Origin of the sequence: Sphingobium lactosutens (assembly GCF_013393185.1) — a bacterium.
In the GTDB taxonomy this organism is placed as follows: Bacteria; Pseudomonadota; Alphaproteobacteria; order Sphingomonadales; family Sphingomonadaceae; genus Sphingobium; species Sphingobium lactosutens_A.
The window spans coordinates 321,984-336,079 of the sequence record NZ_QJQX01000052.1; the positions used below are offsets into that span (position 1 = coordinate 321,984).

Genomic DNA, 14,096 nt, shown 5'->3' on the forward strand with positions numbered 1-14,096 from the left:
GAGATCGACGCTGCACCGGTCGATTCTCCCTCTGCTTAGACAGGTCCGCGGTGCAATGCACCATCCACCGTGCTTGACGCGGCCTTTAGGACACCGCAAAAGCCGCGACGGCCCCTTTTCGGGGCGAAACGAAGGAAAAGACGAACACGCATGAGCGCAAAATCCGAAACGCGGGACTTCCTCTGGTTTCTCGCCAAGCTGGGCCTGTTCGTCTTCATCCTGCGCAGCTTCATCATCTCGCCCTTCAACATCCCGTCGGAATCGATGCAGCCGCGCCTGCTGATCGGCGATTATCTGCTGGTCGCCAAATGGCCTTATGGCTATTCGCGCTATTCGCTGCCCTTCGGTATCCCGCTGATCCCCGGCCGTATCCTGGCCTCCACGCCTGAACGGGGTGACGTCGTCGTGTTCAAGGCGCCGCCCAGCCAGAAGAACGACTATATCAAGCGCGTCATCGGCCTGCCCGGTGACATGATCGCGGTGCGCGGCGGGACCGTCTATCTGAACGGCCAGGCCATTCCCAAGCAGAAAGTCGCCGACCTGGTCATTCCGGTGACGCCCAACATGGTCGACGCCGCCGCAAAGGAAGGCAGCGCCTCCCCCTGCTATCGCCCGGAGTTCGAGGAACCCGCGTCCGGCGGCGGCAAGCAGTGCCGTTACCCGCAGTTCCGCGAGACGCTGCCGGGCGGCAAGAGCTACAATGTGCTCGACCTGCTGCCCGACGGTGCGGCGGACGATCGCGACACGGTGCTGGTGCCCGAAGGCCATCTGTTCATGATGGGCGACAATCGCGATCGCAGCGCCGACAGCCGCTTCCCGGCCGTAGAAGGCGGCGGCATCGGCCTCGTCCCCGAAAAGAATCTCGTCGGCAAAGCGATGATCTCGGTCTTTTCGACCGACGGCAGCGCCAACTGGCTGCTCCCCTGGACCTGGTTCACCGCCGCGCGCTGGAGCCGGATCGGAGAGGGCTTTTGACGTTGAGTGCGCATCGGCCGGACACCGACGGCTGGCTGAAGGAACTGATCGGCCGCGCCCCGAAGAACCGGGCCGCGTTCGAACAGGCGCTGACCCATGGCAGCGCCAAGGCGGTCAATTATGAGCGGCTGGAATTTCTGGGCGACCGTATCCTGGGTCTGCTGATCGGCGAATGGGTCTATGAACGCTTCACCGAAGAGCCGGAGGGCAAGTTGTCCCGGCGCTACAATGCGCTGGTGTCGGGCGAAACCTGCGCGGAAATCGCGCGCGGGGCCGGCGTGCCCAAGCATCTGATCCTGGGCAAGCAGGCACGCGACGACGGCGCGGCCGACAGCGACAATGTGCTGGGCGACGTGATGGAGGCGCTGATCGGCGCGCTCTATCTGGAGGCGGGGCTGGAGGAAGCGCGCGCGCTCGTCCGCCGGCTCTGGGGCAACCGGGTCGACACCCAGACCAGCGCCCCGCGCCACCCCAAATCCTACCTCCAGGAATGGGCCGCCGCGAACAAGCGCAAGCCCCCGGAATATGTGCTGACCGACCGCTCCGGCCCGCAACATTCGCTGCGCTTCACCGTAACCGTCTCGATCAAGGGCGCAGGCGAAGCGAGCGCGACCGGCGGGTCGAAGCAGGAAGCGGAAACCGCAGCGGCCAAGGCGCTGCTGGAGAAACTCGCAGGCTAAGCGAAATTTATGCTATGGCGCGATCCTGCATTTCGCGGGCTGGCCGCGCATTTGAACGGATGGAATGAATTTGACGGTTGATATGGAATCCCAGCGCTGCGGCGTCGTCGCGATCGTGGGTGCGCCCAATGCGGGCAAATCGACGCTGGTGAACGCGCTGGTGGGGCAGAAGGTGGCGATCACCAGCCCCAAGGCGCAAACCACGCGCACACGCGTCATGGGCGTCGCGATCGAGGGCGACGCGCAGCTCGTGCTCGTCGACACGCCCGGCATCTTCGCGCCCCGTCGCCGGCTCGACCGCGCAATGGTGCAGGCCGCCTGGGGCGGCGCGCAGGGGTCCGACCTCATCGCCCTGATCGTCGACGGCAAGGCCGGCCTTGGCCCCAAGATGGAGCCGATCATCGAGGCTTTGGTCCATCGCCCCGAACGCAAGTGGCTGATCCTCAACAAGGTCGATATCGCCATCAAGGAAAAGCTGCTGGTCCACACCCAGAAACTGTATGAGCGCGTCGGTTTCGAGGAGACCTTCTTCATCTCCGCCCAGACCGGCGACGGCCTTGCCGAACTGAAGACCGCCTTTGCGAACGCCATGCCCGAAGGCCCGTGGCACTTCCCCGAAGATCAGGTGTCCGACGCCACCGACCGGATGCTGGCGGCGGAAATCACGCGCGAACAGCTCTATCACCAACTGCACGCCGAACTCCCCTATGCCGCTGCGGTCGATACCGAGCAGTATAAGGAACGCGACGACGGATCGGTCGAGATCCACCAGCAGATCCTCGTCGCCCGTCCGACCCAGCGCGCGATCGTTCTGGGCAAGGGCGGCCAGCGCCTCAAGGAAATCGGCTCCAAGGCCCGCGCCGAACTGGCCAACCTCTTGGGCGTCAAGGTCCACCTCTACCTGCACGTCAAGGTGAAGGAAGACTGGGAAGACGACCGCTTCATCTACCGCGACATCGGCCTCGACTGGGTGGACTGATCCTGCCCAGACGGAATGAACGGGAGGGCGATACATTCCCCTCCCGAAACATTCCGGCATGTCCCGTCGTTGAGCCACCATGTTCAAGACGATCATCGTGGCCGCCCGGGACCGAGACCGGCTGGCCGACATCACCGCCATCGCCACCCGCTTCGGCCTCGACATGCTGCTCGCCCGGCTGGGGCTGGCGAAGAGCGAGGGCACGGAAACCGGCGACCCGCCCGACCTCCCCACCCGCACCCGTCAGGCGCTCGAAGCGCTCGGCCCGACCTATGTGAAGCTCGGCCAGATCCTCGCCACCCGCGCCGACCTGCTCCCCGAACCCTGGATCACCGAGTTCGAGAAGCTGCACAGCAGCGCTCCGACACTCCCCTTCGAAACCCTTCGCCCGCGTCTCGAAGAAGCGCTTGGCGAGCCGCCCGAAACCGCCTTCGCCCGTTTCGATCCGGTGCCGCTCGCCGCGGCCTCCATGGCGCAGGTCCACCGCGCCAAGCTGCATGACGGGCGCGAGGTGGTCGTGAAGATCCGCCGCCCCGGCATCCGCAAGACAATGCAGGCGGACCTGCGCCTCATCACCCACCTCGCCGGCATCGTGGAAGCCAGCAGCCGCGAAGCCCGCCGCTTCCAGCCGCAGGCGCTGGTAAAGCAACTGCTCGACACGGTGCTGGAGGAACTGGATTTCACCAATGAAGGCCGCAACGCCGACCGGCTGCGCGAAGACCTCGCCGCCAACCCCGGTGTCGTCGTGCCGGTGATCCACTGGCGCTTCAGCAGCGAAACCGTTCTCGTCATTGACTATGTGGAGGGCATCCCGCCACGCGATGGCGACATGTTGCGCGCCGCCGGCATCGATCCCGCCACCATCGCCGACCTTGGCGCCGCGCTCGTCCTCGACATGGTGCTGGTCAATGGCCGCTTCCATGGCGACCCGCATCCCGGCAATCTGCTCTGCCTGCCCGGCAACCGCCTTGCCCTGCTCGACCTCGGCCTCATCGGCCATGTCAGCGCGCGGCGGCAGCAGGAATTTCTGGCCTTCATCCTCTCCCTCCGCTCAGGTGACGCGCAGACACTGGCCGACACGCTTATCATCTGGTCGCAGGGCAGCACGCCCAGCCGCGATCGCATCCTCTCCGCCGCCGAACAACTGGTCGCCCGCCATGGCAGCGGTCCATTGGTGCTGGGGCAACTGGTCGCCGATTTCTTCCCGCTGCTGCGCAAGGAAGGATTGGTGCTGCCGCCCGACCTCGCCCTCATCTTCAAGGCTCTCATTACCATGGACGGCGTGCTGGGCGCGATCCAGCCGGGATTCGACCTGTCCGACGCGTTGCAAAAGGCGCGCGGACGGCTCGTGATGAACCGCATCGCGGCGGCTCATTCGCCAGAGAAGACGGTCGCGCTGCTGCTGGAACTCTCCCGCATTAGCGACGAAGCGCCGCGTCTGCTCCGGGCGCTTACGCGCAAGCTGGAGCAACAGGATGCTCCCCATGGATTTTCGGATGCGGCCGTGCTGAAAGCGGCGAAGTGGCTGGCAGGGGCAATGGTGGCCACCGGGATCATCATCGCCGGCGCACTCATGCTGACCTGATCAACACCGTTCGCTTCGAGCGAAGTCGAGAAGCAGGCCAGCGATCCGCTTTGCGCTCCTCGACACGCTCGAAACGAACGAAATATTACTCCGCCGCCTCAGCCTTCTTCTTGGCGGGCGCCTTCTTGGCGGCGGGCTTCTTCGCAGCCGCCTCCTTCTTGGGTGCGGCTTTCTTCTTCGCCGGCGCCTTCTTGCCCTTCTTGGCAGGCGCTGCCGCTGCCCGCGCGTCGATCAGTTGCGCGGCCTCTTCCAGCGTCAGCGCGTCCTGCTCGATCGTCTTGGGAAGGGTCGCGTTGGTCGTGCCGTCGGTGACATAGGGACCATAGCGGCCCGCCATCAGCTTGATCTCCGCCTCGGTGCGCGGATGCTTGCCCAGCACCTTGAGCGGCTCGCGCGAGGAAGAACCGCGCCCGCCCTTGTTCGCGGCATCGGCCAGTTTCGCAACCGCCATGTTCATGCCGACCTCGAAAATCTCCGCAGTCGAAGACAGGCGGCCATATTTGCCGTCATGCAGCAGATAGGGACCGAAGCGGCCGATATTGGCGACGATCGGCAGGCCCGTCTCCGGGTGAAGGCCGACTTCGCGCGGCAGGCTGAGCAGCTTGATCGCCCAGTCGAGAGTCATTTCGCCATCGGGCAGATCCTTGGGGATCGACCCGCGCTTGGCCTCCTTGCCCTCACCCATCTCGATATAGGGACCGAAGCGCCCGGATTTCCTGACGATATCCTGCCCGGTCTCGGGATGCTGGCCCAGTATTTCCGGCCCCGTATCCTCGCCATCCTTGCCGCCCGGCTGGCCGAACTTGCGGGTATATTTGCACTCCGGATAGTTGGAGCAGGCGACGAATGCGCCGAAGCGACCGCCACGGAGCGCCAATTGCCCGTCGCCGCACATCGGGCAGGCACGCGGATTGCTGCCGTCCGCCTTGGGTGGGAACAGCATCGGCTCCAGAAACTTGTCCAGCTCCGCCGTGATGTCGGACGGCTTCTGCTCCATCACCTCGGCGGTCTTGGGCTTGAAGTCCTTCCAGAAGGCTTCCAGCACTTCCTGCCACTGGGCGCGGCCGCCGGAAATCTCGTCCAGCTCATCCTCAAGCCCGGCCGTGAAGTCGTAGGAGACATAGCGCTCGAAGAAACGCTCCAGGAAGGCCGTCACCAGCCGCCCGCTCTCCTCGGCGAAGAAGCGGTTCTTCTCCACCCGCACATAGTCGCGGTCCTTGAGCACCTGCAACGTCGAGGCATAGGTGGACGGACGCCCGATCCCCAGCTCCTCCAGCTTCTTCACCAGCGAGGCTTCGGAATAGCGCGGCGGCGGCTGGGTGAAATGCTGCTCGGCCGTCACCTTCTTCTTGGCCGGTGCGTCGCCCTGCGCCATGCGTGGCAGGATCTTGCTGTCGTCGTCGTCGCTGTCGTCGCGGCCTTCTTCATAAAGGGCGAGGAAGCCGGGGAACATCACCACCTGCCCGGTGGCGCGCAGGGCGTGCTGGCCGGTGCCGTCGACCAGATCGATCGTCGTGCGCTCCAGCCGCGCCGACGCCATCTGGCTTGCCAGCGCGCGCTTGAAGATCAGATCGTAGAGGCGCGCATGATCGCCGCCGCCCACCTTGTCGCGGCTAAATTCGGTCGGACGGATGGCTTCGTGCGCTTCCTGCGCATTCTTGGCCTTGGTCTGATACTGGCGCGGCTTTTCGGGCAGATAGCCGCCGTCATAGCGCTCCGCGATCGCCTTGCGCGCGGCGGAAATGGCGCTGCCGTCCATCTGCACGCCGTCGGTACGCATATAGGTGATCGCGCCGTCCTCATAGAGTTGCTGCGCGATCCGCATCGTGTGGCTGGCCGAAAAGCCCAGCTTGCGCGCGGCTTCCTGCTGGAGCGTCGAGGTGGTGAAGGGCGGCGGGGGATTGCGGGTGAGCGGCTTCGTCTCGACCTTGTCGACGGTGAAGCGGCCGGCCTCCACGTCCGCCTTCGCGGCCATGGCGTCGCCTTCCTTGCCGATGGTCAGGCGGTCGATCTTCTCGCCCTTCCAGCGGACGAGGCGCGCGGTGAAGCCCTGCCCGCCCTGCTCCATCTCGGCCGCGACCGACCAATATTCCTGCGGGGTAAAGCTTTCGATCTCGCGCTCGCGCTCCACCACCAGGCGCAGCGCGACCGACTGCACGCGGCCCGCCGACTTGGCGCCGGGCAGCTTGCGCCACAGCACCGGCGACAGGGTGAAGCCCACCAGATAGTCGAGCGCGCGGCGCGCCCGATAGGCGTCGATCAGATCCTCGTCCAGCGCGCGCGGCTTGGCCATCGCGTCCAGCACCGCCGCCTTGGTGATCGCATTGAACGTCACCCGATCGACCGTCTGCGGCAGCGCCTTCTTGGCGCGCAGCACTTCCTGCACATGCCAGCTGATCGCTTCCCCTTCGCGATCAGGGTCAGTCGCCAGGATCAGTCGCGTCGCCTTCTTCGCCTCGTCGGCGATGGCCTTTAGCTGCTTGCCCTTGTCGCCATAATTTTCCCACGACATGGCAAAGCCCGCATCGGGATCAACCGACCCGTCCTTGGCCGGCAGGTCGCGGATGTGACCGTAGCTGGCGAGGACATGAAAATCGCCGCCCAGATATTTCTCGATGGTCTTCGCCTTGGCCGGCGATTCGACGATGACAAGCTGCATTCAGGCCCCGATTTGGAAATCTCTCACGTACACGCGCGAGTGTGGATGGTCATAATTGGTCGCGTCAAGCTGTGGCCGATGTAGGCAAGAGGCAGCGCCGGCGCCAGTGATTTGCTCATCTCGCGCTCACCCGCCCCCCGGCCAGGCGATCCAGCCGGTCCGCAAGCTCCAGTTCCAGCAGCACCGTCTGCACCACGGCAGGCGACAGGCCTGACAGGCGGATGATCTCGTCCACCGGCACCGGCGCCGGTCCCAGCAGCCCGATCACCGCCGCGCGATCCTGCGCCGCAACGTCGCTCGACACCGGCTCGCCGATGAAGTCGAAGCTGCCCTGCCGAACCATCCGCGGATCGAAGCCGCCGATCGCCTCCATGATATCCGCGCCATTCTGGACCAGTATAGCGCCCTCGCGGATAACTCTATAAACAGTTGCACACCCCGTTAACGGATTGTCGTTACGGAGAAAATATGACGCTGCCTGCATGGATTTACGCCCGCTTTTCCACGATGGAGCAAAGCAAGGGGCATTCGTTAAAACGCCAAATCAACGAGGGCCGGGCCTTCATCGAAAAGATGGGCTGGGAGCATTCCGACCAGCGAGAAATCGTTGATGAGGGCAAGTCTGCATATCACGGTGCTAACCGCTCAGAAGGCTCTCTGCTATACGAATTTGAGCAGAAAGCGCGCAAAGGCCATTTCAGCAATGGCGCTGTCCTCGCTGTCGAGAACCTCGACCGCTTAACCCGGCAGGGCTACGAGGAAGCCATAGACCTGCTGCGCTTGTTCACGACGAGCGGCGTCACAGTTGCGACGTGGCACGACAATCAGATTTACAAAGCCGGTGAGCGAATCGACATGATGAAGGTCATGTCGGTGATCCTGAAAGCCGAACTTGCCCGCGAGGAAAGCGAGAAGAAGAGCCTCCGCACCCGCGCCAGTTGGACCAACAAAATCGACGCAGCGATCAACGGCGACCGCCGTGCGATGACCAAAATCCTGCCAGCGTGGCTACAGCGCAACGATGACACCATGCAGATGGAAGTCATCGAGTACCGCGCCGGTGTCGTAAACGAGATTTATGATTGGTACATCAGCGGGCGCGGCCTGCCTTGGATCGTGCAACGTTTGAATGAACGCCGGGAAGCGTCCTGGGCTTATGGTGTGAAGGATCGAGGTCAGGGCTGGAACACTGCATACCTGCACAAAATCCTGACGAATCGGTCTGTAATCGGTGAGTTTGAACCAATGAGCCGCCCGCGTTCTGCGCTGCACGAAATGACCAAGGGCATCGTCGTGCAGAACTTCTACCCGCAGATCGTCACAGCCGACAAATTCCATCGCGTCCAGCAACTCAGAGCGCAGCGCGTCAAATGGGGCGGCCAAGCGACCAAGACCATGAACAACCTGCTGTCGGGCATTGCAAAATGCGCCACTTGTGGCGGCTCAATGTATTTTGAAAGCCAGCAGAAGGCAGGTCGTCGCACCAATCACAAGTTGCTCGACGGTTCACCCTCAACCTATGTCGCGAAGACTGACCGCAGCTATTTCCGATGCAACAGCGCTCGTCGCGGCCATACATGCACCAACAAAACCCGCATCCGGTACGAGACGCTTGAGCAAGCAATCCTGAATTGCATGTTCGATCTCGCGATGAAGGACACAACGTTTAAGCCAAGCGATGAAGAGGCCAAGCTGACCATCGCTATTGCCGAACTGTCCCGATCCGTTGACACCAAGCGGGAGCAGATGCAGCGAGGGTCCGAAAATCTCCTTGAGGTGTTCAGCAAGTCCCTTGCCCAGCGCGTTGCCCAGCTTGAGGCCGAAGTCGAAACCGATACTGTCCAGCTTGAAGCCCTCAACCGGCAACTGGAACTTGCGCGTGGTGCGCTTCGCCCCGAAGAGGATACCGACCTACTTCTAGCTGCCCGAACGGCACTCGAAAGCGAGGACAAGGACGAGCGCTATCTGGCCCGCGTCCAAACCCACCAGAGCTTATCCCGTCTGATCGACCAGATGTATTGCAACAGCCGTGCAGAGACGAACATCACGCTTCACAACAGCGACGTTCATATCTTCGTCGACTATGAGGGGCGCACCGTTGTGGTCACGCATGAAGGTCCTGACGGCCAGCTTGAATGGCACCCTGACCAAGAGGCGGCTGAGTAAGCCCCTATAAACGTCTCTGAGAAGCGCTCAACGAGAAAGCCCCCAGCGTATAGCTAGGGGCTTCTTGCTATCAGGACGGGCTTCCTACGCGCCCTATGACGCTGTTTTAGCAGCGCGGCAGTTCAAAGATCGCTGAACCGACCTCAAGCCGGAAGTGCGACTTGTGACGCTCGCAGTAAACACGCGCATCATCGAATGAAAAAGCAAAGCAGTCATCCTCATAGTCGGGATTGCAGTCCAGCGTCTCTACGAAGTTAGCAAGGGCGTTTAGGTCGATCTGCATAACGTGTCTCCTTCCCCATTGTCCTGTTTCCAGTCCGGGCAAAGGGCGAGCAAAGAATGCTCTCAAAATCATATCTTTTCACAAGTGTGGATCACCAGTCGGCACAACTCCAGAAAACGTATCTGAGTGAGCAATCAGCGGTTGCCCAGAGTTTCAGCAGGCTATTGATAGAGTGTTGGCAACAACAAAGGAGTGGCCAACAAATGAACATTAAAAAGCATCCCGAATTTGAAAACCCCACGACCATCGGCGGCAAAAAGACCGCAGTGTTTGCAGGTGACACCAGCGTTTGGCTGCTCATCGAAAGCACCGAAGATGATGAAGAGGCTTTCGAGTTTAACGGGACGTGGTGGAAAAAGGCGCTGCCCGACAACTAACTTAAAGAAGCGTTAAAATGCCGCCCCGGAAAGCAATTTCCGGGGCTTTTCAGCCACTTCTTGACTTTCCGATGCAACGGCTAAACGAGTGGGGCCGAACGACCGGAGGACATATGGGCAGACGCATTGAGATACGCTTGCTGGACGGGTTGCCGGAGCATCTACAAGAGACGATCCTGACGAGCAGCACGCTACGGACTGTCCGACCAAACAAGGTCTTAGAGAACCGGGTTGGCGAGGCTGCGCTTGCGTGGCTCAGGGAGCGCGCAGTCGGGCAGGAATATATCAGCTTTGCGTTTTACAAATGGCCGCCCAACGGCCCTGCGCATTACGGCTTATTATGGGCCTACAATCCCCGCACCGATCGGACATTCCGCTTGCCCTTCTCCGAGACAGCGGGCGAGACGGAAAACATTGCAAGCTGGGACGAGGCGGAAATTGAACTGCACCTGTTCAGCCTCAAACAATTCGGCCAGCCCAGCGCGGTCTAGCTTGCCCTGATTTGCCTATGGTGTTCGGTAGCCTTGTGCCGAAACATCATAGGAGATTGGCACAATGGAATGGTTAGCAGTTTTCACGCCGGATGCGGCGCAGCGCCTTGCCGAAAATCACAAAGAGCAACAGCCCCTCAAAGGCACTCGCGGCGAACGCGACTTCGAACCAGTATGCAAACTGTTCCTGCCATGGGCAGCAGCGACCTGGCTCCTGACGGAACTTGATGATGACGGCCTTGCTTTCGGGCTGTCCGATCTAGGTTTCGGAACCCCGGAACTCGGCTACATAAGCATGGATGAGGTCTATAGCGTTCAAGGGCCGGGAGGCTTGCGCGTCGAGCAGGACTTGCACTGGACGGCCAAACATACGCTGTCCGAGTATGCAGCTAAAGCGCGCAGCGCCGGACGCATAACCGCGTAAATACGGAGCAATCTGTTTTTCGTCATGTAGCTGATTGCTAGGGGAAGCCGGGTGACACAACGTTGCCCGGCTTTCTCCATGGCTGGGCAATAGCCACAAAAAAGCCCCGCCGTTTCCGGCAGGGCTTTTGCTGTTACGGGCTGCTTACTTTGCGGCAGCTTTGGTCTTGGCCATCGAGGCCGAACGCAACCGCACCTGCGCTTCCTTCTCGTCCAACTGCGCTTTGAAGCTGCCCTTCTCCACGTCCGCCTTGATCGCGGTCAGCACCTCAACGAACTGCGCCTTCGGGACGACGACCTTCGTTTCCTCACCGACCAGCTTGAGCGGGCTGTTGGCGTAGCGGATTGTGAAAGCAACGTTTTCGCCCTTCACCTCGAACCAGCGGCGGCCTTCCGTGCGGGGAGCCTTGAACAATTCGATCTGCTTGTCGATTGCCGCTGCAACGACTTCCGATGCCGACTTAGGAATACGCGGGCCACCGCCCTTCGCGAAGTCCGCATACTCGTTGACCGACTTGACTGCTTTTTTCCAATCGAACGCCATTCTACATACTCCTGCTTTGCAGCCCTGTGCTGCCGTTTTCCTATCAATAGCCGTTGCCCTAACAGGGCAACCACTAATTTCCTATTATGCAAACAAAGCTCTGCGCATCATTGCATCGGTGACACCGACATAGCTTTGTGTGGTCGCTATGCTGCTATGCCCAAGCACCTTACTAACAACAGCAATGTTGACATTGTTATCGACCATTCGGGTAGCCATCGTTCGGCGACCGCTATAGCAGCTACCTTGCACACCAGCCATTCGATAAATGCGGCGCATAGCTTCGGAAATACCGTTTGCGGTAAACGCATCACCAGCACCATTTCGGAACACCCTGCCCCGCTCTCCCTGCATATGATCGTGCAGAGCAGTGAGGATTTCAGCATCGACGGGAATTGAACGTCCCTGCTTGCGCTTGGAATGACCTAGCGGGATGCGGAGTTCATCGTTGATGAACCAGTTGGTTTCCAAACCTGCGATTTCCATCGGGCGCAAGCCCAGCTTCTTCGTCAGCAGTAGCATCAAGCGATACATTGCGGGACGGTTCATCTGTGCTGCGAAGTCGAACAGCTTATCAAACTGCTGATCGTTGAGGATAGTAGCGCGCATTTCCGATCTCCGTTGTTGCCTCACTTTCCTGTTTCCAGAGTGAATGCAGGGCAACCGAAACCGGACCTCCCCAACCAGAATGCGACGACCTGTTGCTTGATAAATATCCGTGACGAAAAACAACAATTGCAGGTGAAGCAATGCAAACGACCTACACCATCAAAACCAAAATGCCGTTTCCAACTGTTGGAATGCGCGTAACCAGCAGCATCCTTGTCAGCTACCAAAAGGATTGCACTGTTGAAATCGACACCGTGAGGACCAAGGCTTGGCTCGGTGACGTAGCGGCGTTGGTACGTCATCCATCGGTGCTGTTCGCCACCATGATCGAAGGCGAATTCCAGATTTCCCTCACGGACGAAGCAGCCGCTAAAGAATTCCACGCAAAGTGGGGTGGTGCGGCATGAGCAACACCAACTCTCCGTCCATTTTCACTGTCAATGTGGGTCAACTTACCATCGGTAGCTGGCTAAGCGCCTTCCCCGCTTCGATCTACGACGACAATATGAATTGCCAATCCTTCACGCTTGAAGAGCGCCTAATGCACGACACAACATTGTTCGTGTTCAAGGGCCGCCCATCGGAAGAAGATCAGGAAGCCATTATCGAGTTTGCCGATTTCCACGGCATGGCGGTCGTCCTCGACGGACGCGCAGTAACGCTAATCACGGACCAGCCAAGGATTGCAACGCTGTTCAAGCTGACCTTCGGGGGTGATGTATGAGCATCGAACAGCGAATTGCCGACCTCGAAATGCGCATCATGGAATTTGCCGGGCAACTTGGCGAATTGGAACACAGCGTCATACAGGCGGAAGAGGCCATGCACGACAGCCGACGCTCCACCACCGACGGCCTCGCTTGGCTATCGAGCGAGGTATCCGACGCCAGAAGCGAGATTGCAGACCTAGTTGCAAACCTGCATCTGAAAAGGGCCGATGACGAACATTTCGTCTCATTGACCTTTGAGGCCGACGACACGCAACGCGCTTTCGCGGTTAGGCGCTGGCTGCGTCAGACCATGCCTAACCGCTATGACATTATGCAAACGGGTGGCCAGTTTCTCGTCTGCTTCGATCAGCAGTCGGATGCTGTGATGTTCAAGCTGACCTTCGGAGGTGACGCATGAGGAACGGTCGCGACATTTTCATCAACGTCCTTTTCAGCCTCCAAGAGGTTCAATCTATCCACGACGAGATAAACCGCGTCGCCAAAGCCAGCGGCATTTGTCTCAGCGATGGCATTGTTGGAAACGCTGCCCGAACCGCTGTCATGCGTCGTTACCGAGATTGGTTTGAAGCGCAAAGCGAAGAACTACGCAAAGAGCCTATGGTTGATACAGAGTGGGCAGGGATTAAGATGAGGACTGGCGGCAATTTGATCCCGGTAGAGAACTTATATCGGTCGTCAGAAATTCTATTTTCATCTGAAGAAGATGGTGTTGACGGATTTTTAGTCACGCTGTGCTTCCCAGAATGGGCAAATGACCTCGCATTGCTCTTCAAGCTAACTTGGGAGACAGTGCGATGACAGTCACGCTAGAAACCCTGCGCGCAGACTTTGAAAACCATCGCCTGTTTGCCGAGAACGACCCGCTAGAAATTCGTTGGATAGCCCTTGAAGAAGCATGGGCTGAAGGGCATCGCTTCCCTCCCCGCACGGCGGGATTTGTTGGTTTGATCTACATAATCGCGCGCGACTACGACTTCAAAGCAGCAATGGCCTACAAGCTGTCAGACGGTGCAATCGACCCAAGGGTTAGCAACGCGGCCTGTTGACGCCCTAGCAGCGCTCTATCATGTTCGATCTGCCGTTTGAGGGGGACGACATGGCAACACGCATTCTTGCAGTTCTGATCTATTACATCGGCGGCATTGCCGTATGTGTTGGCCTGGGGGTCAGCTTCGGGCTTCGGGGTGATCCGCGTTGGTACGCTTTCATCGCGCCCGCTTTCCTTGTTATCTGCCTGCTCGGCATCAGAGGGCCAGATGCTCCCATGCCACCGACGAGAGCCGCACTTTTGATCGGCGGGCTTGGCCTAATCGGCGCTATCGTAGGATATATGTTCGGACCCGCTCTGGTCGTTTGAATGCTTCAATGAGCGCCATAGACGCTCACTGTGATAGCAAGACGCCCCTTCCGCTAGTCGTGGGTCCCCTGTCGCTCCAGCTAACTACTGGATGCCTAGAAAGCCGAACCCTAATCGCATCATCCCACCCTGCAATCAGCAAGGCTGTGAAAAACTCGCCTTTGCGCGAGGCATGTGTCAGTCGCATTATGACCGCGCCCGATGGGCATCGCGACATGGAGGTTGGGAACGTCCCCG

At 60.1% G+C, this 14,096-nt stretch carries 18 protein-coding genes and 1 pseudogene; 14 read left to right on the forward strand and 5 right to left on the reverse strand.

The window, feature by feature from the left end; translation table 11 throughout:
- Window positions 1-150: 150 nt before the first annotated feature.
- From lepB to DM806_RS13660, 4 genes are all read left to right on the forward strand, one after another.
- A complete protein-coding gene (gene lepB / locus DM806_RS13645; protein WP_179043718.1) occupies window positions 151-975 on the forward strand; it encodes a signal peptidase I in 825 nt (274 codons plus the stop codon).
- Window positions 972-1,655: a ribonuclease III gene (gene rnc, locus DM806_RS13650; protein WP_179043719.1), complete on the forward strand. Its 684-nt coding sequence runs from the start codon at window positions 972-974 to the stop codon at window positions 1,653-1,655. The genes lepB and rnc overlap by 4 nt, the downstream gene beginning before the upstream one ends.
- Window positions 1,656-1,719: 64 nt before the next feature.
- The gene (era, locus tag DM806_RS13655; RefSeq protein ID WP_372859532.1) at window positions 1,720-2,634 is read left to right on the forward strand and encodes a GTPase Era; all 915 of its coding nucleotides are present in this window, start codon (window positions 1,720-1,722) and stop codon (window positions 2,632-2,634) included.
- 79 nt (window positions 2,635-2,713) lie between these two features.
- The gene (locus DM806_RS13660) at window positions 2,714-4,219 is read left to right on the forward strand and encodes an ABC1 kinase family protein (RefSeq protein ID WP_179043721.1); all 1,506 of its coding nucleotides are present in this window, start codon (window positions 2,714-2,716) and stop codon (window positions 4,217-4,219) included.
- Between the two features lie 85 nt (window positions 4,220-4,304).
- Here DM806_RS13660 and topA read toward each other — a convergent pair whose 3' ends face one another.
- On the reverse strand, window positions 4,305-6,878 hold the full coding sequence (gene topA / locus DM806_RS13665; protein ID WP_179043722.1) for a type I DNA topoisomerase: 2,574 nt from the start codon (window positions 6,876-6,878) through the stop codon (window positions 4,305-4,307).
- A 115-nt stretch (window positions 6,879-6,993) separates the two neighbouring features.
- Window positions 6,994-7,299 (reverse strand): annotated as a pseudogene (locus DM806_RS13670) (DNA-processing protein DprA); the annotation flags it as partial.
- Window positions 7,300-7,346: 47 nt separating this feature from the next.
- On the opposite strand from DM806_RS13670, the gene DM806_RS13675 reads away from it, so the two are divergent.
- Complete coding sequence (locus tag DM806_RS13675) at window positions 7,347-9,044, forward strand: recombinase family protein (RefSeq protein ID WP_179043723.1); 1,698 nt, start codon at window positions 7,347-7,349, stop codon at window positions 9,042-9,044.
- A 106-nt stretch (window positions 9,045-9,150) separates the two neighbouring features.
- On the opposite strand, the gene DM806_RS13680 is transcribed toward DM806_RS13675, so the two are convergent.
- Window positions 9,151-9,327 (reverse strand): hypothetical protein, encoded by a 177-nt coding sequence (locus DM806_RS13680; protein WP_179043724.1) that lies wholly within the window; start codon window positions 9,325-9,327, stop codon window positions 9,151-9,153.
- 203 nt (window positions 9,328-9,530) lie between these two features.
- On the opposite strand from DM806_RS13680, the gene DM806_RS13685 reads away from it, so the two are divergent.
- The 3 genes from DM806_RS13685 to DM806_RS13695 all read left to right on the forward strand — a co-directional run bounded on the left by DM806_RS13685 (window position 9,531) and on the right by DM806_RS13695 (window position 10,619).
- A complete protein-coding gene (locus DM806_RS13685) occupies window positions 9,531-9,704 on the forward strand; it encodes a hypothetical protein (protein WP_179043725.1) in 174 nt (57 codons plus the stop codon).
- A gap of 113 nt (window positions 9,705-9,817) precedes the next feature.
- The gene (locus DM806_RS13690; RefSeq protein ID WP_179043726.1) at window positions 9,818-10,195 is read left to right on the forward strand and encodes a hypothetical protein; all 378 of its coding nucleotides are present in this window, start codon (window positions 9,818-9,820) and stop codon (window positions 10,193-10,195) included.
- Window positions 10,196-10,259: 64 nt separating this feature from the next.
- Window positions 10,260-10,619 carry a DUF2958 domain-containing protein gene (locus DM806_RS13695; protein WP_179043727.1) on the forward strand — a complete coding sequence of 120 codons (360 nt, stop codon included), beginning with the start codon at window positions 10,260-10,262 and terminating at the stop codon, window positions 10,617-10,619.
- A gap of 144 nt (window positions 10,620-10,763) precedes the next feature.
- Here the strand turns inward: DM806_RS13695 and DM806_RS13700 are convergent, their stop codons facing one another.
- Together DM806_RS13700 and DM806_RS13705 are read right to left on the reverse strand one after the other, a co-directional pair.
- On the reverse strand, window positions 10,764-11,162 hold the full coding sequence (locus DM806_RS13700) for a hypothetical protein (protein ID WP_179043728.1): 399 nt from the start codon (window positions 11,160-11,162) through the stop codon (window positions 10,764-10,766).
- A gap of 84 nt (window positions 11,163-11,246) precedes the next feature.
- Window positions 11,247-11,771: a tyrosine-type recombinase/integrase gene (locus DM806_RS13705; protein WP_179043729.1), complete on the reverse strand. Its 525-nt coding sequence runs from the start codon at window positions 11,769-11,771 to the stop codon at window positions 11,247-11,249.
- Between the two features lie 140 nt (window positions 11,772-11,911).
- Between DM806_RS13705 and DM806_RS13710 the strand changes: the two genes are divergently transcribed.
- The 6 genes from DM806_RS13710 to DM806_RS13735 are packed head-to-tail and all read left to right on the forward strand — an operon-like array spanning window position 11,912 to window position 13,859.
- A complete protein-coding gene (locus DM806_RS13710) occupies window positions 11,912-12,178 on the forward strand; it encodes a hypothetical protein (RefSeq protein WP_179043730.1) in 267 nt (88 codons plus the stop codon).
- Window positions 12,175-12,495: a hypothetical protein gene (locus tag DM806_RS13715; RefSeq protein WP_179043731.1), complete on the forward strand. Its 321-nt coding sequence runs from the start codon at window positions 12,175-12,177 to the stop codon at window positions 12,493-12,495. Before DM806_RS13710 ends, DM806_RS13715 begins: the two co-directional genes overlap by 4 nt.
- Window positions 12,492-12,899 carry a hypothetical protein gene (locus tag DM806_RS13720; protein ID WP_179043732.1) on the forward strand — a complete coding sequence of 136 codons (408 nt, stop codon included), beginning with the start codon at window positions 12,492-12,494 and terminating at the stop codon, window positions 12,897-12,899. The genes DM806_RS13715 and DM806_RS13720 overlap by 4 nt, the downstream gene beginning before the upstream one ends.
- Window positions 12,896-13,300, forward strand: a complete 405-nt coding sequence (locus DM806_RS13725; protein ID WP_179043733.1) for a hypothetical protein — start codon at window positions 12,896-12,898, stop codon at window positions 13,298-13,300. The genes DM806_RS13720 and DM806_RS13725 overlap by 4 nt, the downstream gene beginning before the upstream one ends.
- The gene (locus DM806_RS13730; RefSeq protein ID WP_179043734.1) at window positions 13,297-13,548 is read left to right on the forward strand and encodes a hypothetical protein; all 252 of its coding nucleotides are present in this window, start codon (window positions 13,297-13,299) and stop codon (window positions 13,546-13,548) included. Before DM806_RS13725 ends, DM806_RS13730 begins: the two co-directional genes overlap by 4 nt.
- A gap of 20 nt (window positions 13,549-13,568) precedes the next feature.
- Window positions 13,569-13,859 (forward strand): hypothetical protein, encoded by a 291-nt coding sequence (locus tag DM806_RS13735; RefSeq protein ID WP_179043735.1) that lies wholly within the window; start codon window positions 13,569-13,571, stop codon window positions 13,857-13,859.
- Window positions 13,860-14,096: the final 237 nt, after the last annotated feature.

Bases quoted from the DNA above. Each gene is read 5' to 3' on its own strand.
- DM806_RS13685 (WP_179043725.1), top strand. From the start codon at position 9,531: ATGAACATTAAAAAGCATCCCGAATTTGAAAACCCCACGACCATCGGC.
- DM806_RS13660 (WP_179043721.1), top strand. From the start codon at position 2,714: ATGTTCAAGACGATCATCGTGGCCGCCCGGGACCGAGACCGGCTGGCC.
- DM806_RS13720 (WP_179043732.1), top strand. From the start codon at position 12,492: ATGAGCATCGAACAGCGAATTGCCGACCTCGAAATGCGCATCATGGAA.
- DM806_RS13725 (WP_179043733.1), top strand. From the start codon at position 12,896: ATGAGGAACGGTCGCGACATTTTCATCAACGTCCTTTTCAGCCTCCAA.
- DM806_RS13690 (WP_179043726.1), top strand. From the start codon at position 9,818: ATGGGCAGACGCATTGAGATACGCTTGCTGGACGGGTTGCCGGAGCAT.
- DM806_RS13705 (WP_179043729.1), bottom strand. From the start codon at position 11,771: ATGCGCGCTACTATCCTCAACGATCAGCAGTTTGATAAGCTGTTCGAC.
- DM806_RS13695 (WP_179043727.1), top strand. From the start codon at position 10,260: ATGGAATGGTTAGCAGTTTTCACGCCGGATGCGGCGCAGCGCCTTGCC.
- DM806_RS13715 (WP_179043731.1), top strand. From the start codon at position 12,175: ATGAGCAACACCAACTCTCCGTCCATTTTCACTGTCAATGTGGGTCAA.
- lepB (WP_179043718.1), top strand. From the start codon at position 151: ATGAGCGCAAAATCCGAAACGCGGGACTTCCTCTGGTTTCTCGCCAAG.
- DM806_RS13680 (WP_179043724.1), bottom strand. From the start codon at position 9,327: ATGCAGATCGACCTAAACGCCCTTGCTAACTTCGTAGAGACGCTGGAC.
- DM806_RS13735 (WP_179043735.1), top strand. From the start codon at position 13,569: ATGTTCGATCTGCCGTTTGAGGGGGACGACATGGCAACACGCATTCTT.
- DM806_RS13710 (WP_179043730.1), top strand. From the start codon at position 11,912: ATGCAAACGACCTACACCATCAAAACCAAAATGCCGTTTCCAACTGTT.
- topA (WP_179043722.1), bottom strand. From the start codon at position 6,878: ATGCAGCTTGTCATCGTCGAATCGCCGGCCAAGGCGAAGACCATCGAG.
- DM806_RS13675 (WP_179043723.1), top strand. From the start codon at position 7,347: ATGACGCTGCCTGCATGGATTTACGCCCGCTTTTCCACGATGGAGCAA.
- DM806_RS13730 (WP_179043734.1), top strand. From the start codon at position 13,297: ATGACAGTCACGCTAGAAACCCTGCGCGCAGACTTTGAAAACCATCGC.
- DM806_RS13700 (WP_179043728.1), bottom strand. From the start codon at position 11,162: ATGGCGTTCGATTGGAAAAAAGCAGTCAAGTCGGTCAACGAGTATGCG.
- era (WP_372859532.1), top strand. From the start codon at position 1,720: ATGAATTTGACGGTTGATATGGAATCCCAGCGCTGCGGCGTCGTCGCG.